The organism is Myceligenerans halotolerans, from assembly GCF_054782975.1.
The window spans coordinates 60572-78923 of sequence record NZ_BAAGRL010000005.1 but is presented as its reverse complement, the minus strand read 5'-3'; the positions used below and the strand labels follow the sequence as shown (position 1 = coordinate 78923).

Below are 18352 nucleotides of genomic sequence, written 5' to 3'. Positions count from 1 at the left end.
AGGAATCTGAATGAGTGAAGCAGCAGCGCCCGAGACGCCGTCCACTGTGTTGTGGACGGACGCGTTTCCCTGGCTCGTCGGTGTCGCCGGCCTCGACGCCAACCAGCCGGATCCCCGGTGGTCCGAGCCGATCGCCGCCACGCCGGAGCCCGAGGTGCCCGCGGTCGCCCTGGAGGTCGCCAAGCTGGCGATCCAGCACCGGCCGACCAGCCACATCGGGTCCGTCTTCCCCCGCCTACCCGCCGAGCTGAGCCTCAACAACCTCGACCTCCCGTCACGGCAGCGGAACGTGCTCCGGCGCCACGGTCTCGAGACCGCGGGCGACCTCCGCACCGTCACGGTCACCGAGCTGCTCACCTCGTGGTCGGTGGGACCGCGGGTGCTGGAGGGGATCTTCACGGCGCTCGTGGAGGAGTCCCTGGCCGCGACGATGAGCGGCGCGACGACGGACTGAAGCGCCCCCTGACCGGCGCTCCCGCGGACCGGCACCCCAGGGTTCGGGCGCCGACCGTTGGCGGCAGCGCCCGGTCCGGACCACGACGCCGACCCCGCCGTCGCCGAAAGCAGGTCAGCGTGCCGGTCCGGCGTCGGCCCGCCGCTCCCGGCGCCACCTGTCCGGGCTTGTGCCGTAGCGGTGGCGGAAGCGCCTGCCGAGGTAGGCGCCGTCACGCAGCCCCGTGCGGGCGGCGACGGCGCCGAGCGGAAGATCGGTCTCCAGGAGCAGACGGCGTGCCTCGGTGAGGCGGCGCTCGGTGAGCCACTCACCCACGGTGCGCCCCGAGCGCTCGCGGACCACGGTCGTCAGGTGCCCCGGTGTGTACCCCAGCTCGTGCGCCACGTCACCCGCCGATACCGGATCCCGGAACATGGTCTCCACCTGGTCGAACACCCGCACGAGCAGGGGATCGGGAGCCGCCGACGGCGGCCCTGGCGCCAGCCGGGCGGCGGCCACCAGGATGCGCGTCAGCCCGGCCACCATCGCCTCCGGCGCGGCGGTCCGCTCGGGATGAGCGGCCTCGTCGGCGAGGTCCTCGAACCAGGCGCGCCAGCGCTCCCGCTCGGGACCGGGCACCGAGGCGGTCTCGCGCGTCAGGCTGCCGTCGTGGCGCTCCGGGCCGGCCGCGGCAGCGTTGTCGCGACCCTGTCGCGTGGCGGGTCTGGCGGGTCTGGCGGGTCTGGCGGGCGTGTCGGGTACGGCGGGTACGGCGGGCCTGGCGGGCGTGTCGGGTGCGGCGGGCTCGGCCCCGGACCGCGCGCCTGACGGAGAGAAGACCCGCAGGAGCGGATGCAGGTCCCAGACGAGCGGCGAGACCGAGGCCAGCGCGGGGACGACGTCGGGCAGGAACTGCACCGCCCACGCGAGGCCGCCTTCCGACGGGAGAGCATCTCCCGGTTCGATCGTCCGGCCAGGGGCGACGCCGAACACGTCGCCGGCGCGCAGCACGCGTTCGGCTCCGTCGATCCGGACCGAGCCGTGACCCCGGTGCACGTACACCAGGACGTGGAAGTCGTGGACGTGGCGGCGGCCGGGCAGTGCGGCCTCGTGTCCGACGGCCTGGTGCGTGCCCGTCCGCAGGTGTACGACGCCGATCGGCGGGACCCCGGGGCGCTGGTCGTAGCCGTACACGGGCGTGCCGTCGGAGCGCACCCGGAGCAGGCGCGTGTCGCGCGTGGGCCGGGAACGGTCCGAGCCCGCGCGGGAACCTGGCGTGATGCCCGAGGAATCTCCCATACCGCCGAAGTTCCGTCCTGCCGTGCCGCCAGGCGGCGGCCGATGCTGTCCACGAGGAGCATTCCAGGACTATCACGCCCGTACCACCCCACCAGCCACGGAGGCCCGCATCATGAGCACCCCACCTGACGTCCGCATCATCGACGGCACCGACCCGGAGACGGCGGACCGCGCCTTCCTGCCCGGGATGGGAAAGAGCTGGCTGACGCCGTTCTTCGACGCTGTCGTCGGCCTGCTCGGCATGCGTCGCCGGTACGCGCGGACGGTCGAGCTGGCCGGCATCCGCGATGGTGACTCCGTGCTCGACGTCGGATGCGGCACCGGCAGCCTCCTGCTCGCCGCGCTCGACGCCGCGCCGGACGCGCGGGTCACGGGCCTGGACCCGGACGCTCAGGCGCTGGAGCTCGCCGCCCGGAAGCTGCGCCGGGCCCGCCGCAAGGGGACCCTGGTGCGCGGCTTCGCGGACCGGCTCCCGGCCGACGACGGCACCGTTGACCACGTGGTCTCGTCCATGGCGCTGCACCACGTGCCCGACGACGAGCGTCCGGCGTTCGCGCGCGAGGTGGCCCGGGTACTGCGGCCGGGCGGGAAGGTCACGATTCTCGACCTCGGCGGGGGACCGGCCGGCCCGGCCGAGTCTCCGAGCCCCGCGCACGACGCCAGCCGTGCCCGGCGCGACAGTTCGGGCCACGACAGCTCGGGCCACGCCGGCGCACGCCAGGATCGTGGCCGAGACCACGGTCCCGGCCACGGCGGCGCAAGCCAACGTCATGGTGCCCATGGCGACCAAGGCCACGGTGACCAGGTCCACGGCGGTCGCGCCCATGGCGGCCACGACGCCCACGGCGGCGGCCTGGCGGACCTGTGGCGGCACGTGACCGCCCCGATCCGCCGGCGCGGCGCGGCGAGTCATGTGGTTGCCGCCAACCTCGGCGACGGTATTCCTCGTCTCCTGACGGACGCCGGCCTGGAGAACGCCCGCGAGATCGCCCACGAGGACTGGTCCATGGGCCGTCTCACCTACGTCCAGGCGTCCCGGCCGTCGCGTGACGGCGGGTCGACCGGGCAGGCGAAGTAGGCCCCGGCAGCAGGACGCACCCGCAGGCGGCTCATTCTTCGTCGAGGCAGAGGCAGAACGGGTGGCCGGCCGGGTCGGCGAAGACCCGGAACGTCTCACCGTTGTGCGGGAGCCGGGTCGCACCGAGGGCGAGCGTGGCTTCCTCGGCGACGTCGAGGTCGTCCACGTACACGTCCAGGTGGCCCTGCTGCGGCTGCGCGGGATCCGGCCACTCGGGCGGGGTGTAGTTCTCGACCTGCTGGAACAGGAGCGGCCGGTCGCCGCCGGTCATGGCCATGCTGTCCTGGTCGTAGACGACCGGCTCGCCGATCAGCGCGGACCAGAACTCCACGGCGGCGTGCGAGTCCGGGACGTCGAAGGTCAGGCCCATGATCGTGGTCCCGGGGTTGTCCTCGGCGACGCAGAGGTCGAACGGATGTCCCGCCGGGTCCGAGAGCGTGGTCCACTCCTCGTTCTCCCTGAGCACCGTGGCGCCGCGCGACACCGCTGCCTGGCTCGCCGTGGCGACGTCGGGCGTGCGGAGGTCCAGGTGAAGCTGCTGCGGACGTTCCTGGCCCGGCCAGTCCGGAGGGATCAGGTCCGGTGCGTACTGGAAGTGCAGGCTCCAGCCGTCCGCCGTGCGGGTGGATACCCACTCGTCGTCCTGCGACGTGATCTCCCCGCCGGTCATGGCCGTCCAGAACCGCGCGGACGCGGCCAGATCCGGTACATCGAGGACCACCGAACCCATGCGGGCGATCCCAGGTTGCTGCGTCTCGGTCATGATGAATCCTTCCGTCAGGATCAGCATGCCTCGGGTGTCTGACACTCGCCGCTCCCGGCCTGGATCGCCACGGGCGTCGCCCGCGGCCGCTCGGCCGACTGACGTGAGGTCGGTCCTTTGTCGAGCGGTCGGTCCGCTGTCATTGCGGTCGGTCCCCGGAGGCGCCGACCGCAATGACAGCGGACCGACCGCCTCACGCCGGCGCGCAACCTCAGGCGGGGAGCCGCTCCTGGCGTGCGCGGGGAAACAGCACCGCCGCCAGCCCCACCGCGAGCGCGCCGCCGACGAACTGGGCGGCGACGAACGGCAGCACCGACCCCGGCGCGATCCCCGCGAAGGTGTCGCTGAACATCCGCCCCACGGTCACCGCGGGGTTCGCGAACGACGTCGACGACGTGAACCAGTACGCCGCTCCGATGTAGGACCCGACGGCGGCGGGGACCCAGGTCTCCCGTCCGGACCGCAGCAGGCCCAGGATGACCAGGACGAGCCCGGCGGTGGCCACGACCTCGGCGAGCAGGTGCGGAACTGTCGCCCGGTCGGTCGTGGCGAGCCCGGCGGCTGCGCCGAACATGGCGTTCGCCAGCACGGCACCGGCGATTCCGCCCGCGATCTGGACCGCGACATAGATCCCGGCGGCGGCGAGCCGGCGGCGTGGACGGGCGTCCTCCGTTCCGCCGCCATCCCGCAATGCCGCACTGCGTCCGGTGAACCAGTCCACCAGCGTCACCACCGGATTGAGGTGCGCCCCGCTCACGGGCCCGAGCACGGCGATCAGCACCGCCAGGCCGAGCGTCGTGGCCAGGCTGTTCTCCAGCAGCTGCAGCCCGACGTCGTCCGAGAGCTGCTGCGCCATGATCCCGGAGCCCACCACGACCGTGACCAGGACGCAGGTGCCGAGGCCCTCGGCAACGGCACGGCGCCACAGCGCGAGTTCCTCGACCTGCCCGGGCGCCGTTCCGGCAACACGTTCACGGGGCTTCGCGCCCGGTGCGGCGTCCTCGCCGGGAGCGAGAGCCGCCGAGGCCCCGGACAGCTCCCCTCCTCCCGAGCGGTCGGCCGACCCCGTGCCTTCCGGCATGTTTCCTTCGGTCCCGGCCGCGACCGTCGTCGTACCCGACATCAGGCCACGGCCTCCACACCCAGCTCCGCGATCAGGGATCGCACGCGCTTCTCGATCTCGTCGCGGATCGGCCGTACGGCCTCGATGCCCTGGCCGGCGGGGTCCTCGAGCGCCCAGTCCTCGTACCGCTTGCCGGGGAAGATCGGGCAGGCGTCGCCGCAGCCCATGGTGATGACGACGTCGGAGGCCTGCACGGCATCGGTGGTCAGGACCTTGGGCTCTTCCGCGCGGATGTCGATGCCCTTCTCCAGCATGGCGTCGACGGCCACGGGGTTGATCCGCTCGGCGGGTTCCGAGCCGGCCGACCGGACCTCCACGGCGCCGCCGGACAGCTCGCGCAGGAATCCCGCGGCCATCTGGGAACGGCCCGCGTTGTGGACACAGACGAACAGGGCGGAGGGGGTGGCGTTCATCGGGGTGCTCCAGGTGGTTTCTCGTACGGGTTGTCGGCTTCGGGCGCGTTTCTGGCCCGGGCCTTCGGACAGCGGGGAAGAGCGGGGTCGATCGGGCGGGCGGGTGCGTCGGTCAGGAGGGCAGGATCTCCGCGAGCAGGTCCTGCACGCGGCGGTCGAGCTCGTCGCGAATGGCGGCCACCCCGGTGGTGGAAGCGAGGGCGGGGTCGCCCACCACCCAGTCCTCGTACCGCTTGCCCGGCAGGACCGGGCAGGCGTCGCCGCAGCCCATGGTGACGACGACGTCGGCCGCGCGGACGGCGTCGTCGGTCAGCGGCTTGGGGAAGCTGATGCGTTCCACGCCGGGCAGGTCGATCTCGGCGAGCAGTTCCCGCACGGTGTCGTGCACGTCGGGCGCGGGCGCCGATCCCGCGGACCGCACGACGACGCGGTCTCCCGCGTAGTGCGCCATGAGGGCGGCGGCGAGCTGGGAGCGTCCGGCGTTCGCCACGCAGACGAACAGGACCTGGGGCTTGTGCGCGGTGCCGGGCGGGGTCGTTCCGGGCACGACGTCGGTCGTGGCCGGGTCGGTGTCTGTCCGGCGCGGCGAGGCATCGGACGCGTCCGGCGCGACGCCGACCGGGTCGCCCGACTCGCGCGCCTTGGCCAGGTCGTCGAGCCGTTGGTGGGCGAAGTGCTCGGTCAGCGCCACGAGATGGGTCGGGATGCCGCCCCGGCGGGCGAGCGCCGCGTACGACTCGCGCACCACGCGGAGGGACTCCTCGGGCGTGGTCCCCGGTACGCGGGTGGCGAGGGACTTCGCGAGGCTGGTCAGCTCGTGGTCGACGTCGGCCAGGCCGGTCGTGTACGGGCCCTTCGCGACGCTGACGGCGGAGGGGGCGAACTTGTCCAGGAGCGTGTTGATCGCCCCGCGGTAGCCGGGTTCGATCCGGTAGAGGACGAAGGTGCCGCGGCGCTCGGAGGCGAGCAGGCCCACGTCGCGCAGGACCTTGAGGTGGTGCGACACGGTGGGCTGGGCGACGTCCGTCAGCGTGGCGAGTTCCCCCGCTGAGGTCTCGCCGTCGGGATCGGCGGCGATGGCAGACAGCATGCGTAGCCGCAGCGGGTCCGCGAGTGCCTTGAGGGTGTGTGCGACGGCGTTCGCGGCGTCGGCACCGATGGCGTGGCGCTCGGCGGTGGCCCCGCCCGTGTTCTCCCGCTCCTGCATCGACATGGATCTATATTGACACGTGCCGATCCAGTGGTCGAGTCCTGCCGTGCCCGTTCCGGCCACGTTCGTACCGCTGGGGTTCCGTTTCGTGGCAATATGCCACGCATGGGTCTTCGAGATGAGCATCTTGCCGAGGGTGAGTCCGTCATCATGCGGCTGCGGACGCACCGCAAGGTGCTCCTCAAGCCGGTCGCGTGGATCGTGGTGCTGGGCGCCGCGGTCATCGCCGCCTGGATCGTGGCGCCGATGTTCGGCCTGCCGTCGTGGGCGCCGCTGTTCGTGGCCGGCGTCGCCGTGCTGCTCATGATCGCGGCGACGATCCCGCCGTACCTGAAGTGGGTCACCACCACCTACGTCATCACCAACCAGCGGGTGTCGCTGCGGACCGGGATCCTCACGCACACCGGCCGGGACATCCCGCTCTACCGGATCAACGACGTGACCTTCGAGAAGCAGCTCAACGACCGCCTGTTCGGCTGCGGCACGCTCGTCATCTCGGACGGCTCGGACCGCGAGGGCATGGTGCTCGACGACGTACCCGACGTCGAACAGGTGCAGCGCACCCTCCAGGACCTCGTCCGGAAGTCCGACCCGCGCGACGGCTGACAGGGCCATGGGCCGGCGCCGGGCCGGACGAAATGTGTTGCACCTGCTCACCGACGACCTGGCAAGATTCCCGTCATGGGATCCGTCCTCGCCGTCTGCCGCGTCCACCAGTTGCTGCCCGACACCGGCTCGGTGGGCGCCACCGCCATCGACAAGCGTCCGGTCGACGGCCGGGTGAAGGCCCGCAAGCTCGGCCTGTACGCGGACATCCAGGCCGACCGCGCCAACCACGGCGGGCCCGACCAGGCCGTGTACGCCTACGCCCAGGAGGACGCCGCGTACTGGGCGGACGAGCTCGGCCGCGAGATCACGCCCGGTCTGTTCGGCGAGAACCTGCGCACGTCGGGGATCGCGGTGAGCACGGCCGTGATCGGGGAGCGGTGGCGCGTCGGCTCCGCGGTGCTGGAGGTGACCCAGCCGCGGACGCCGTGCGCGACGTTCCAGCGTCGCATGGGCGAGGAACGCTGGGTGCGCCGCTTCACGGCGGCGAATCGTACCGGCGCGTATCTGAGGGTGGCCGAGGCGGGCGAGATCGGAGCCGGCGACGCGATCGACGTCGTCCACGTGCCCGAGCACGGCGTCCGGATCGCGGACTGGTTCGCCGCGTACTTCTCCGCGGCGCGCGGCGTCGAGCCGCGCGAGGGAGAGTACGGGGAGTCGGACCCGGCGGGGCTCGGCGATCTCGCAGGCCGGCTGCTCGCCGCGGAGGCCGCGGGAGACTGTCGGCTCAGTGACGAGATGCGTGGCCGCTGCGAGAAGGCTCTCGTTCCAACGAATTAATCGCTTAATGTCCTGGGCCTTTCGGGCCGGGGAGGCCACATTGGTCGCGGGGTGCGCGGGTTGGTCGTCGGGCAGCAACAGCCCGCGCCGTGCGCCCGGGAACGAGGGAGTTCATGCGACCCAGACGAAGGGCCCTGCTCGCCGCCGCAGGTGGTGCCGCGCTGCTCGCCGCGCCGCTGGCCGTGGCGCTGCCCAGTGCCGCGGAGTCGGCCGACACCCAGGCCGTCGGCATCCACGTCGACGGCGACCGGATCGTCGAGGCCGACGGCTCGGAACTGCTGCTGCGTGGCATCAGCCATATGCACACCTGGTACCAGAACGAGACCGGGGCGTTCGCCGACATCGACGACGCCGGTGCGAACGCCGTGCGGGTCGTGCTCAGCGACGGCACGCGATGGAACCAGAACGGGCCCGACGACGTGCAGAACGTCCTGGACCTCTGCTGGCAGAGCGAGCTCATCTGCGTTCTCGAGGACCACGACACCACGGGCTACGGCGAAGAGCCGGAGGCGTCGACGCTCGACCGGGCCGTCGACTACTGGATCTCGCTGCAGTCGGTGCTGGAGGGCACCGAGGACTACGTGCTCGTCAACATCGGCAACGAGCCGTACGGCAACGACGCCGCGACGAACGAGGGCTGGGCTGCCGACACGTCGGCCGCGATCCAGCGGCTGCGCGACGCCGGGTTCGACCACACGATCGTCGTCGACGCCCCCAACTGGGGCCAGGACTGGCAGGGCACCATGCGCGAGCAGGCTCCGCAGGTCGCGGCGGCCGATCCGGACGGCAACACGGTGTTCTCCGTCCACATGTACGGGGTGTACTCCGCCGCGCAGACGGTGACGGACTACATCGACGCGTTCGACGCGATGGGCCTGCCGCTCATCGTGGGCGAGTTCGGGCACGACCACTCGGACGGCAACCCGGACGAGGACACGATCATGTCCTACACGCGGTCCCAGGGCATCGGCTGGTTCGCCTGGTCCTGGAGCGGCAACAGCGGCGGCGTCGAGTACCTCGACCTGGTGCAGCAGTTCGACCCGGCCCTGCGTACCTCGTGGGGAGACCGCGTCATCACCGGTCCCGACGGGCTGTCGCAGACGTCGGTCAAGGCGAGCGTGTTCGGCGGAGGATCGGACCCGACGGACGACCCGACCGACGATCCCACGGACGACCCGACCGATGACCCGACGGACGACCCCACCGACGACCCCACGGACGATCCCGGCACCTGTGAGGCCGAGTTCGACGTCGTGAACGACTGGGGCAGCGGCTACCAGGGCCAGATCACCGTCACCGCCGGCTCCGGCGGCACCACCGGCTGGACCACCCAGTTCACCCTGCCCGCCGGCACCACCATCGGCAGCCTCTGGAACGCCGACCACACCGTCAGCGGATCCACCATCACCGCGAGCGACGTGGGCTGGAACGGCACCCTGAACCCCGGCCAGTCCACCGGCTACGGGTTCACGGCCAACGGCATCGCTCCCGACGACGTCACCGTGACCTGCACGGACTGAACCGGCAGGCCTGGCGGAGCTCCGTACGAACGGCTCCGCCAGGCTCGCCGTTTCACCCTGTGCAAATGGCGCCAACTGGTTAACATCCAGGAAACATTGGGCTAGGCTGTGGTCGCCCGCTCCACGTCGACAACCCCCAGGGGGCTGCGAAGATGTCCGACGAATCGATTCGACGCTACACCGACGGACGGGTGCCCGAGCCCGGCATCAAGCATCTCTTCAGCGCCGAGAACCGATTCCAGCGCCGCCTCGACGTAGAGGTGGCACTTGCCCAGGCCGAGGCCGAGGTCGGCCTCGTCCCCGAGGCCGCCGCCACGGCGATCGAGAAGGCCGCCCGGATCGAGAACCTCGACATGGCGCGGATCGCCGCGGCCACGGCGACGGCGAGTCACCCGCTCATGCCGCTGGTCGACGAGCTCGCGCGCGTCGTCGGACCCGAGCACGGCGAATGGATCCACTGGGGCGCCACCACCCAGAACATCACGCAGACCGCGGACATCCTCATGCTGCGCGACGTGCACCGCGCGCTCAAGCGGCACCTGGCCACGACGCTGCGTGCCATGTCCGAGCTCGCCGATTCGTCCGCCGCCGTGCCGATGCCCGGCCGCACGCACTCCCAGCACGCCGTCCCGGTCACCTTCGGCTTCAAGGCCGCGGTCTGGATCGACGAGCTCACCGCCACCGTCGAGCGCCTGGAACGACTCGAGGACCGGCTGTTCCGCATCCTCATGGGTGGCGCCGTCGGCACGTTCGCGTCGTTCGGGCCGCAGGGACGCGCGGTGGAGCGCGGCGTCGCCGAGCGGCTGGGTCTGGGCACGATGCCGGTCCCGTCGCGCGCCGTGAACGACGGCATGGTCGAGTTCGTCCTCGTGCTCGGCCTGCTCGCCGGAACCGCCGGAAAGATCGGCAAGGACGTCTACACCCTGATGCAGCCCGAGTTCGGCGAGGCGTTCGAGCCGATCCCGGTCGGCACCGTCGGCAGCTCGACGATGCCGCACAAGCGCAACCCGCAGCTCGCCCTGGACGTGCAGTCGATGAGTGCCCAGGTGCGTGCCCTCACCGGCCCTGCCCTTGAGTCGATGCTGCACGACCACGAGGCGAACGGCGGCATGACGGCGCTGCTGGAGGACGTCATCGGCCAGGCGGCCGTGCTGTCCGGTGACCTGCTGGTGCGCCTGTCGGTGATCATGTCCGGCCTCGAGGTCGACGAGCAGCGGATGCGGGCCAACCTGGCGCTCTCCCAGGGCCTGATGGGATCCGAGTCGCTCATGCTGGAACTCGGCGAGCGCATCGGGCGGCAGAGCGCGCACGAGATCGTGTACGAGGTCGCGCAGGCGGCCGCCGTCGGCGACGCGTCGTTCCTCGACCTGCTGCTTCGCAGCGCCGCGGTCCGCGAGCACCTCGACCCCGTGCAGATCCGCCGGCTCATCGACCCGTCGAGCTACCTCGGCGAGAGTGCCACGATCGCCCGCGACATGGCGCGGCATGCCCGGACCGTCGCGGACCGGCTGGAGTTCCGCGCCCAGGCGGACGCGTTCGCCGGGATGGGCGCCGTGGCCGTCGACGTGCAGGAGGACGGACTCAGCCTCACGGCCGTCTAGAGCCGTCCGGCGTCGTCTAGAAGAGGGTCGCCGACTCCCAGGAGGCCGGCGACTCCGCCTGCCTCCTCATGGTGGACGTGACCCGCCCGGTGGCGACGTAGCGGTCGGCGTCGGACGTGGTGCCGGGCGCCGGGACGTCGGTGGCCGGGGGTGCGTCGTCGGCCTCCGGGCCGCCGGACGACACGCCGACCAGGTCCGCGGGCTGCGCGGCCGGCGGCATGTTCCCGATGAGGAAGCCGTCGAGATCGCCCCGCCCGGCGGACCAGTCGGCGGCGGAGAGCTCGGCGAGATGCCGGGCGCGTTCCTGGAACGGGCTGTCGATGTGTCCGCGGACATGGCGGAAGCGGACGGGGCCGGTACGCGTCGTGACGGCGTGGTCCAGGGCGCGCACGATGTCGGCGTCGGGGACGGCCTCGTCGGCCGCGGTGCGCCAGCCGTTCGCCTTCCAAGCCGGGAGCCACTCCGAGGCGACGCGGATGGCCTGCTGCGACCCGCACTCCACGAGGAGCGGCTCGTCACCAGGGTGGGCCTCGATCGCGCGGAGGATGGCGGTCAGCCCGGCGGACTGGTCGGTGCCGCTCGCGGCGCCGCCGGAGTCGAAGTTCCCGTCCGTGTGGTCGATCCATGCCCAGCCGATCGCACCCGGGTCACCGAGGGCGTCCCCGTGGGCGCTGAGGATGATCACGGCGTCCATTGTGCCTTGCCGAGCGTGATGCTGGGTAGGGCGACATGCTTGACACGCCGAGTTCCGGATGCCGGAAACCCTGCGCGTGTCGTTCCGGAACCCGCGATCCGCCTCGCGTTGCGATCATGGCACCATGTCTGGACCCACTCCCGCCGAGCGTGCCGCAGGTCGGCATCCGTCGCGCCGTCGTACGCGTGCCGACATCCGCCGGTGGCGGCGCTACCTCGCCGCCGAGCGCGCCGAGGCCGCCTCGTACCGGGATCTCGCGCGTCGCCGCACCGGGGAGGAACGTGCGATCCTCCTCGCGCTGGCCGAGGCCGAGAAGCGGCACGAGGCGCACTGGCTCGACCTGCTCGGCGACGACGTCGGCGAGCCGTTGCGCACCGAATGGCGTTCCCGGGTGCTGGGCCTCCTGGCCCGGCGGTTCGGCGGGGTGTTCGTGCTGGCACTCGCGCAGCGCGCCGAGGCCCGCTCGGCCTACTCGCGGGACGTCGACGCGACGGCGAGGATGGCCGCCGACGAGCAGATCCACGAGGAGGTGGTCCGCAGCCTGGCGACCCGGGGGCGGAACCGGCTGTCGGGCACGTTCCGGGCGGCGGTGTTCGGTGCGAACGACGGGCTGGTCTCGAACCTCGCGCTGGTGCTCGGGGTCGGCGCCTCCGGGGTCTCACAGCAGACGGTCCTGCTGAGCGGTCTGGCGGGGCTGCTCGCCGGATCCCTGTCCATGGCGGCGGGAGAGTTCGTCTCGGTGCGGTCGCAGCGCGAGTTGCTGGAGGCGTCGTCGCCGTCGCCCGACACCGCCGCCGCCCTCCCGCACCTGGACCTGGACGCCAACGAACTGGCCCTCGTCTATCGCGCCCGGGGCTTGACTCCGGGCGAGGCCCAGACCCGGGCGGACGAGGCCCTGGCCCCCTACGCGGCCCCCGCCGTCGCGGGTCCCGCCGGGGACGCTCCGGTGGCGGACGACGCCGCTCCGGGCGGCGCCGCGCACCGGGCGGATGCTTCGGGGACGGGGCGGGCCGCCGCTGCCGCGGGCGCGGACGGCGTGGCGGACCAGCACGAGACACACGGGACCGCGTGGGGCGCCGCGTCCTCGTCGTTCTGTTTCTTTGCGTCCGGCGCGCTGATTCCCGTCCTGCCCTATCTCCTGGGACTCAGGGAAATGATGGCGGTGGCCGTCGCGTCCGTGCTCGTCGGAATCGCGCTCCTCGCCACCGGCGCGATCGTGGGTCTGCTTTCCGGCGCCTCGCCGATCACGCGCGCGCTGCGGCAACTGCTCATCGGGTTCGGCGCCGCGGCCGTGACGTACCTGCTCGGGCTGGTGTTCGGCACGGTCGTCGCGTAGGACGCACGTGTTCCTTCTCGCCCCCGTTGCGCAAAGCGCGAAAAGGGTTCACAGTTGTGCACGGATCTCCATATCGTCGACACGAATGGTTTTGAGTACATGGCATCCGCGCGCCACCGAATTCCGCAGACCGCGTTCCTTCGCCGAGAGGTCGTGCGTGCTTCCTTGTCATACGGAATGGTGGCCGGCGGTATGACGCGCGGGGTTTCGCCGGCATTCGCGGCGTCCGACGGCGGCCGGTTCGGCGTGGCCGCGGACCCGGTGGCCGAGCCCGGCGGGGAGTGCTCGAAGCTCCACCCGCTCGCGTGTTCCGAGGTGCCTGTTTCGCCCGCCTGAAGGACAAGAGTTTGGGGCTCCAGCCGGTATCGCCTCGCCCGACCGGGCGAGGCTGCCGCAGGGTCCTGATCGTCGGCAGCGTTCCAGCTGGGGCGTTGTCGGCTGACGGCTGACATCTGGTTCGCGGTCCGTGCGCGGGTTATCGCTGGGGGGTGTGCCCGTGATTCAGGGCCACGAACCGTCGGATGTCAGGGGTTGACGTCGGAGGTGCCGCTGGGGGGTGCCTCGGACCGACGCCCGTACCGTGTGGACGGGATGCGGTACCTCGCCGAACGGCGCTGTACCGCACACCCGATCCGCGGCAGGAACGCTGGGGCCGGTCCGCCTGTCGGGCCGGCCCCAGGGTCCCGCGTTCCCCTACTTCTTCGCGGCCGGCGCGTCCGCGGCGGTGGAGTCGTCCGACGACGCCCGGGTGACGGCCTTCCCCGCGACACCGCTGATGAGCTCGTTGATGTCCACGCCCGTCAGCTGCTTGATGACGCCCTGGCCCTCGCCGAGCACGTTCGCGACGTTCTTGGTGAGTGCCGAGGCGCCGTCGGTGGAGATCACCGTCATGCCCTTGATGTTGCCGATCGGCTCGGCGGCGGCGCGCACGATCTCGGGCAGGCGCTCGATGAGCTCCTGTGCCAGCGCGGCCTCGCCGTACTTGCGCAGGGCATCGGCCTTGGCGTCGGTGGCGATGGCCTCGGCGCGACCCTCGGCCTCGACGGCGGCGGCACGGGCCTCGCCCTCGGCCCGGATACCGGCGGCCAGGGCGACCTGCTTGTCGCGCTCGGCCTCACCGGCGCGGCGCACGGACTCGGCGGCGGCCTCGGCGTCCTGGATGGCGGCCGTCTTGTTCGCCTCGGCGATCGTGGTGCGCTTGAAGGCGTCCGCCTGGGTCGCGGCGTTCTCGGCGTCGCGGCGTGCGTTCGCTTCCTGGACCTGCGCGTAGGCGCGTGCCTCGGCGGGCTTGCGGATCTCGATGTCGAGCCGCTCCTGCTCGACGCGGGCCTTCTCCGCCATCGCCTCGCGCTCCTCGATGGCGACGGTCCGGTCCTGCTCCGCACGGGCGAGCTGGCCCGCGGCCTCCGCCTCGGCCTGAGCCCTGTCGGTCTCGGCCTTGATCGCGGACTGCTTCAGGTCGAGTTCCTTCTGACGCTGCGCGATCTGCTCGGCGGCCTCGATGACGGCGAACTCCGAGATGCGCTTCGCCTCGGCCTCGGAGACCTCCGCGAGCTGACGGGCCCGCGCGGACTCGGCGCGGCCGAGGTTCTCCAGGTAGTCCGAGCCCGGCGTGGAGATATCCGAGATGTTCAGGATGTCGATCTGCAGACCCTGCTCGGCGAGGTCCATCTTGGTGGACTGCACCACGCGGTCGGACAGGCCCTTGCGGTCCGAGATGATCTCCTCGAGCGTCATGTCGCCCACGATCGAGCGCAGCGAGCCCTCGAGCGCCTCCTTGATGATCTCCGTCAGCATGGCCTGCTGGGACAGGAAGCGCTGGGCGGCGCGGCGCACACCCTCCTCGTCGCCGCGCACCTTGAAGTTCACCGACGCCTTGATCGCGACCTTGATGCGCTTCGCGTCGACACCCTCGACGACGATGCCGATCTGGCGTTGCTCGAGCGAGATGGAGAATCCCTGCTGCAGCACCGGCCAGACGAAGGTACGGCCCCCGACCACGACCCGCTGGTTGGTCAGGTCCGCCTCGCGCTTGCCCGCGCCGCGGCCGACGACGATGAGCGCCTCGTTCGGCGGGACCCGCCGGATCCTGCTGGAGATGAACGCCATCAGGATGACGACGGCGACGATGACGGCGACGACAGCGAGCACGCTGACGAAGCCAGGGTTGTCAGGGGACATCTGCACTCCTTGGGGTATGTCCTGGTGGGGCGGTGCGGGCTGCTCCGTCGAGCTGTCGCGCGGTCGCGACGGCGGGGCTCACGACGAAGCGCCGGCGGGTTGCTCGACGCCGGTCACTCGGCCGACTTCACCTTCACGCGGCTGCCGTGCTGCTCGACGACGGTGATCCGGGTGCCCTGCGGGATCCGCGTGTCCGCGAACGCCATGCGGGTCTCCAGTTCGCTGTCGAGCGACACCTCACCGTGCATCGTCGAGACCTCGGACGTCACCGCGCCCTGCAGGCCGACGATCGATCTCGGGGCCGCGTCGTCGGACTGTCGCAGTCGCTTCAGCAGCAGGTTCACGAGCAGGATCACGCCGATCCCGATGACGGCCGCGATCGGGTACGTGGCGACGACCGGGAGGCCGGACGACGTGACGACCGCGCCCGTGGCGCCGAACAGCAGGAGGCCCGCACCGAGCGAGGTGCCGGACAGAGCACCGTCGCCCAGCTCGAAGAGGTCGCCGAGGGCGACCGAGAGCAGCCCGAGGATGAGTCCGAGGATGCCGAGGACGATGAAGACGAGCATGTGTCTCCTTGAGGACCGCGCGAGACGGCCCCGACGTGAAGATCGAGTGAAAGCCCCTGCAACGTATCAAGGCCGGATCCGCGGGCGCACGCAAAGTAGCGTGAGAAAGACGATCGACCCGCGGCCGGCGAGCCCTGCGCCCGCCGGCCGGGTCAGTGCCCCGCCAGCGCCCCGCTGACGACAGCCCTCGCGGCCGACTGGACTTCCGCCAGGTGATCCGCCGAGAGGAACGACTCGGCGTAGATCTTGTACACGTCCTCCGTGCCCGACGGCCGCGCCGCGAACCACGCGTCCCTCGTCGTCACCTTGAGGCCGCCGATCTTCGCGCCGTTCCCCGGAGCCTCCGTCATCGCCGCCGTGATCGGTTGTCCCGCCACCTCGGCCGCGGTGACGTCCGACGGCGACAGTCCGGCCAGCGCCACCTTCTCCTCGCGGGACGCGGGGGCGTCGACACGTGCGTACCAGGACTCGCCGTGCTGTTGCACGAGTTCTGCGTGGTGCTGCGACGGCGTCTTCCCGGTCGTCGCGAGGATCTCGGAGGCCAGCAGTGCCAGCAGGAGCCCGTCCTTGTCCGTGCTCCACACCCGCCCGTCGCGCCGGAGGAACGACGCACCGGCCGACTCCTCGCCGCCGAACGCGACCGTCCCCGACAGCAGGCCCGGCACGAACCACTTGAATCCGACCGGCACCTCGACGACCTGCCGCCCGAGCTCGCCGGCGACCCGGTCGATCAGCGACGACGACACGAGTGTCTTCCCGATCGCCGCCGCCCCCGGCCATTCCGGTCGCGCTCCCGAGAAGAGGTACCGGATCGCCACGGCCAGGTAGTGGTTGGGGTTCATCAGCCCGGCGTCCGGTGTGACGATGCCGTGCCGGTCGGCGTCGGCGTCGTTGCCGGTGGCGATGTCGTACGGCGCGCTCGCCCCGTCGGCCGGGTTCATGCGCCGTACCAGCGACGCCATCGCCGAGGGCGATGAGCAGTCCATCCGGATCCTGCCGTCGTGGTCGAGCGTCATGAACGCCCAGCGCGGATCCACCTGCGGGTTCACCACGGTCAGGTCGAGACCGTACCGCTCGCCGATCTCGCCCCAGTACTCGACGGACGCACCGCCCAGCGGGTCCGCGCCGATCCGCACCCCAGCGGCCCGGATCGCCTCCAGGTCCAGGGCGGTGGCCAGGTCGTCGACGTAGGTGGTCAGGAAGTCGTGCCGGTGCGTCGTGTCCGCGCCGAGCGCGGCCTCGAGCGAGACCCGGGCGACGGAGCCGGCCCCCGACGCCAGGATCTCGTTCGCCCGCCCGGCGATCCAGCCGGTCGCGTCGGACCCGGCGGGACCGCCGTGCGGCGGGTTGTACTTGAACCCGCCGTCTCGCGGCGGGTTGTGGCTCGGCGTGACGACGATGCCGTCGGCCAGGCCCGGCCCCGAGGTCCGCACGCCGGCGTCGGAGAGGGCCTCGTTGTGCAGGAGGATCGACTGGGAGACGGCGGGCGTGGGCGTGTAGGAGCTGCGTGCGTCGACCATCACGGTGACCCCCGCCGCCGCGAGCACCTCGAGCGCGGTCTGCCAGGCGGGCAGGGACAGCGCGTGCGTGTCGCGTCCGATGAACAGCGGACCGTCGGTGCCCTGCGAGCGCCGGTACTCGACGATGGCCGCCGTGGTCGCGATGATGTGGGCCTCGTTGAAGGCGGCGTCGAGACTCGAGCCCCGGTGCCCGGACGTGCCGAACACGACACGCTGGGCGGGATCACCAGGGTCGGGCGTGAGGTCGTAATAGGCGCCGACCACCTGGTCGACGTCGATCAGGTCGTCAGCGGTCGCAACAGTTCCAGCGCGCGGATGCATAGGTCGATAGTGCCAGGTCCGCGTACGTCACGAGGTGCGCTCACCGACAAGATCCGCGTACTCGGGATGCTTCTCGATGTACTCCGCCACGTACCAGCACCGCGGGTCCACCTTCCTACCCGCCGCACGGGCCGCGTCCAGGGCCGTCCGCGCCAGGTGTGCGGCGATACCGCGTCCTCGGTGCCGGGGGTTCACGACGGTGGAGGGCATGACGGTCATGTCGCCCTCGGTGCGGTACTCCAGGAACCCCGCCACGGCTCCGCCGGTCAGGCGGGCCTCGTAGCGCGAGGCGTCGATGTGGTCGACGACGTCGTACTCGAGCTGCTCGGTCATCGCCTCAGCGTAGTGATCCGGGTCCTCGATGACCATGGCGGACGTCACCCCAGGTGACGGGAATTTCTCGGGCAGGGAACGGGCAAGGAGAACGGGCCCGGACGCCGTTGTCCGGGCCCGTCGGCCTGAAGGTACCTCGGGCCCGTCGGCCTGAGGGCACCGCTGTGGAGGAACACCGTGGGCAGTTCTCCGGGACGGTGAGGTGACCGCCCCGGGCAGGGCTCATGGGGGAAGGCTCACCAGGGGGAGCTGAAGAAGAGCGCCGGGTCGAGTGCGGCGATGGCGATGCAGATCGCGGTGGCGGCCGAGCCGATGCCGGCCATGGTGAGGAACTCGCGCCGGCCGAATCCGCCGACCCTCAGCTCCAGCAACCGTGCGGGGCTCGAGCCCCGGGAACGGGCGAGTGCCCAGTGCGTGCTCTGCGTCGCTGTGGAGCGATCCGAGTGCGTCACGTTGCTGACCTCCGGTGGCTGATGTGCTCGGGGGCTGCCTGCGTGGTGCTTGTGCAGTGCTGCTGGTGAAGTTGGCCGGCGCCCCGTACGGGGCGCCGTGGGAAAACTGTTACACAGATT

At 71.7% G+C, this 18352-nt stretch carries 18 protein-coding genes; 7 read left to right on the top strand and 11 right to left on the bottom strand.

Annotated features, from left to right (window positions below; translation table 11 throughout):
* Positions 1 to 10 precede the first annotated feature (10 nt).
* A complete protein-coding gene (locus tag ACYVK5_RS02970) occupies positions 11 to 454 on the top strand; it encodes a DNA-directed RNA polymerase subunit alpha C-terminal domain-containing protein (RefSeq protein WP_460701801.1) in 444 nt (147 codons plus the stop codon).
* A gap of 114 nt (positions 455 to 568) precedes the next feature.
* Here the strand turns inward: ACYVK5_RS02970 and ACYVK5_RS02965 are convergent, their stop codons facing one another.
* Entirely contained in the window at positions 569 to 1732 is a 1164-nt protein-coding gene (locus tag ACYVK5_RS02965; RefSeq protein ID WP_460701800.1) for an AraC family transcriptional regulator, read from the bottom strand.
* 112 nt (positions 1733 to 1844) lie between these two features.
* Between ACYVK5_RS02965 and ACYVK5_RS02960 the strand changes: the two genes are divergently transcribed.
* Complete coding sequence (locus ACYVK5_RS02960) at positions 1845 to 2810, top strand: class I SAM-dependent methyltransferase (protein WP_460701799.1); 966 nt, start codon at positions 1845 to 1847, stop codon at positions 2808 to 2810.
* A gap of 31 nt (positions 2811 to 2841) precedes the next feature.
* On the opposite strand, the gene ACYVK5_RS02955 is transcribed toward ACYVK5_RS02960, so the two are convergent.
* The 4 genes from ACYVK5_RS02955 to ACYVK5_RS02940 all read right to left on the bottom strand — a co-directional run bounded on the left by ACYVK5_RS02955 (position 2842) and on the right by ACYVK5_RS02940 (position 6322).
* Entirely contained in the window at positions 2842 to 3573 is a 732-nt protein-coding gene (locus ACYVK5_RS02955) for a VOC family protein (RefSeq protein WP_460701798.1), read from the bottom strand.
* Positions 3574 to 3784: 211 nt separating this feature from the next.
* The gene (locus ACYVK5_RS02950; protein WP_460701797.1) at positions 3785 to 4696 is read right to left on the bottom strand and encodes an aquaporin; all 912 of its coding nucleotides are present in this window, start codon (positions 4694 to 4696) and stop codon (positions 3785 to 3787) included.
* On the bottom strand, positions 4696 to 5109 hold the full coding sequence (locus ACYVK5_RS02945) for an arsenate reductase ArsC (RefSeq protein ID WP_460701796.1): 414 nt from the start codon (positions 5107 to 5109) through the stop codon (positions 4696 to 4698). The genes ACYVK5_RS02950 and ACYVK5_RS02945 overlap by 1 nt, the downstream gene beginning before the upstream one ends.
* A 112-nt stretch (positions 5110 to 5221) precedes the next feature.
* Complete coding sequence (locus ACYVK5_RS02940) at positions 5222 to 6322, bottom strand: metalloregulator ArsR/SmtB family transcription factor (RefSeq protein WP_460701795.1); 1101 nt, start codon at positions 6320 to 6322, stop codon at positions 5222 to 5224.
* Between the two features lie 102 nt (positions 6323 to 6424).
* Between ACYVK5_RS02940 and ACYVK5_RS02935 the strand changes: the two genes are divergently transcribed.
* From ACYVK5_RS02935 to ACYVK5_RS02920, 4 genes are all read left to right on the top strand, one after another.
* Positions 6425 to 6925 carry a PH domain-containing protein gene (locus ACYVK5_RS02935; protein WP_460701794.1) on the top strand — a complete coding sequence of 167 codons (501 nt, stop codon included), beginning with the start codon at positions 6425 to 6427 and terminating at the stop codon, positions 6923 to 6925.
* A gap of 75 nt (positions 6926 to 7000) precedes the next feature.
* Positions 7001 to 7705 (top strand): MOSC domain-containing protein, encoded by a 705-nt coding sequence (locus ACYVK5_RS02930; protein WP_460701793.1) that lies wholly within the window; start codon positions 7001 to 7003, stop codon positions 7703 to 7705.
* Positions 7706 to 7818: 113 nt separating this feature from the next.
* Positions 7819 to 9225, top strand: a complete 1407-nt coding sequence (locus tag ACYVK5_RS02925; RefSeq protein ID WP_460701792.1) for a cellulase family glycosylhydrolase — start codon at positions 7819 to 7821, stop codon at positions 9223 to 9225.
* Positions 9226 to 9377: 152 nt separating this feature from the next.
* Positions 9378 to 10826, top strand: coding sequence for a class-II fumarase/aspartase family protein (locus ACYVK5_RS02920; protein WP_460701791.1), 1449 nt, complete (start codon positions 9378 to 9380; stop codon positions 10824 to 10826).
* Between the two features lie 16 nt (positions 10827 to 10842).
* Here the strand turns inward: ACYVK5_RS02920 and ACYVK5_RS02915 are convergent, their stop codons facing one another.
* Positions 10843 to 11520: an RNase H family protein gene (locus ACYVK5_RS02915; protein WP_460701790.1), complete on the bottom strand. Its 678-nt coding sequence runs from the start codon at positions 11518 to 11520 to the stop codon at positions 10843 to 10845.
* A gap of 124 nt (positions 11521 to 11644) precedes the next feature.
* Between ACYVK5_RS02915 and ACYVK5_RS02910 the strand changes: the two genes are divergently transcribed.
* Positions 11645 to 12856, top strand: coding sequence for a VIT1/CCC1 transporter family protein (locus ACYVK5_RS02910; RefSeq protein WP_460701789.1), 1212 nt, complete (start codon positions 11645 to 11647; stop codon positions 12854 to 12856).
* 693 nt (positions 12857 to 13549) lie between these two features.
* On the opposite strand, the gene ACYVK5_RS02905 is transcribed toward ACYVK5_RS02910, so the two are convergent.
* The 5 genes from ACYVK5_RS02905 to ACYVK5_RS02885 form a co-directional block, all read right to left on the bottom strand.
* Positions 13550 to 15037 carry a flotillin family protein gene (locus ACYVK5_RS02905; RefSeq protein ID WP_460701788.1) on the bottom strand — a complete coding sequence of 496 codons (1488 nt, stop codon included), beginning with the start codon at positions 15035 to 15037 and terminating at the stop codon, positions 13550 to 13552.
* A 113-nt stretch (positions 15038 to 15150) separates the two neighbouring features.
* Complete coding sequence (locus ACYVK5_RS02900; protein WP_460701787.1) at positions 15151 to 15606, bottom strand: NfeD family protein; 456 nt, start codon at positions 15604 to 15606, stop codon at positions 15151 to 15153.
* Positions 15607 to 15758: 152 nt separating this feature from the next.
* Positions 15759 to 17447 (bottom strand): phosphoglucomutase (alpha-D-glucose-1,6-bisphosphate-dependent), encoded by a 1689-nt coding sequence (pgm, locus tag ACYVK5_RS02895; protein ID WP_460701786.1) that lies wholly within the window; start codon positions 17445 to 17447, stop codon positions 15759 to 15761.
* A 27-nt stretch (positions 17448 to 17474) separates the two neighbouring features.
* The gene (locus ACYVK5_RS02890) at positions 17475 to 17780 is read right to left on the bottom strand and encodes a GNAT family N-acetyltransferase (protein WP_460701785.1); all 306 of its coding nucleotides are present in this window, start codon (positions 17778 to 17780) and stop codon (positions 17475 to 17477) included.
* Positions 17781 to 18016: 236 nt separating this feature from the next.
* On the bottom strand, positions 18017 to 18232 hold the full coding sequence (locus ACYVK5_RS02885; protein WP_460701784.1) for a hypothetical protein: 216 nt from the start codon (positions 18230 to 18232) through the stop codon (positions 18017 to 18019).
* Positions 18233 to 18352 lie beyond the last annotated feature (120 nt).

Bases quoted from the DNA above. Each gene is read 5' to 3' on its own strand.
- ACYVK5_RS02905 (WP_460701788.1), bottom strand. From the start codon at position 15,037: ATGTCCCCTGACAACCCTGGCTTCGTCAGCGTGCTCGCTGTCGTCGCC.
- ACYVK5_RS02930 (WP_460701793.1), top strand. From the start codon at position 7,001: ATGGGATCCGTCCTCGCCGTCTGCCGCGTCCACCAGTTGCTGCCCGAC.
- ACYVK5_RS02955 (WP_460701798.1), bottom strand. From the start codon at position 3,573: ATGACCGAGACGCAGCAACCTGGGATCGCCCGCATGGGTTCGGTGGTC.
- ACYVK5_RS02935 (WP_460701794.1), top strand. From the start codon at position 6,425: ATGGGTCTTCGAGATGAGCATCTTGCCGAGGGTGAGTCCGTCATCATG.
- ACYVK5_RS02940 (WP_460701795.1), bottom strand. From the start codon at position 6,322: ATGTCGATGCAGGAGCGGGAGAACACGGGCGGGGCCACCGCCGAGCGC.
- ACYVK5_RS02910 (WP_460701789.1), top strand. From the start codon at position 11,645: ATGTCTGGACCCACTCCCGCCGAGCGTGCCGCAGGTCGGCATCCGTCG.
- ACYVK5_RS02945 (WP_460701796.1), bottom strand. From the start codon at position 5,109: ATGAACGCCACCCCCTCCGCCCTGTTCGTCTGTGTCCACAACGCGGGC.
- ACYVK5_RS02900 (WP_460701787.1), bottom strand. From the start codon at position 15,606: ATGCTCGTCTTCATCGTCCTCGGCATCCTCGGACTCATCCTCGGGCTG.
- ACYVK5_RS02970 (WP_460701801.1), top strand. From the start codon at position 11: ATGAGTGAAGCAGCAGCGCCCGAGACGCCGTCCACTGTGTTGTGGACG.
- pgm (WP_460701786.1), bottom strand. From the start codon at position 17,447: ATGCATCCGCGCGCTGGAACTGTTGCGACCGCTGACGACCTGATCGAC.
- ACYVK5_RS02950 (WP_460701797.1), bottom strand. From the start codon at position 4,696: ATGTCGGGTACGACGACGGTCGCGGCCGGGACCGAAGGAAACATGCCG.
- ACYVK5_RS02925 (WP_460701792.1), top strand. From the start codon at position 7,819: ATGCGACCCAGACGAAGGGCCCTGCTCGCCGCCGCAGGTGGTGCCGCG.
- ACYVK5_RS02890 (WP_460701785.1), bottom strand. From the start codon at position 17,780: ATGACCGAGCAGCTCGAGTACGACGTCGTCGACCACATCGACGCCTCG.
- ACYVK5_RS02915 (WP_460701790.1), bottom strand. From the start codon at position 11,520: ATGGACGCCGTGATCATCCTCAGCGCCCACGGGGACGCCCTCGGTGAC.
- ACYVK5_RS02920 (WP_460701791.1), top strand. From the start codon at position 9,378: ATGTCCGACGAATCGATTCGACGCTACACCGACGGACGGGTGCCCGAG.
- ACYVK5_RS02965 (WP_460701800.1), bottom strand. From the start codon at position 1,732: ATGGGAGATTCCTCGGGCATCACGCCAGGTTCCCGCGCGGGCTCGGAC.
- ACYVK5_RS02960 (WP_460701799.1), top strand. From the start codon at position 1,845: ATGAGCACCCCACCTGACGTCCGCATCATCGACGGCACCGACCCGGAG.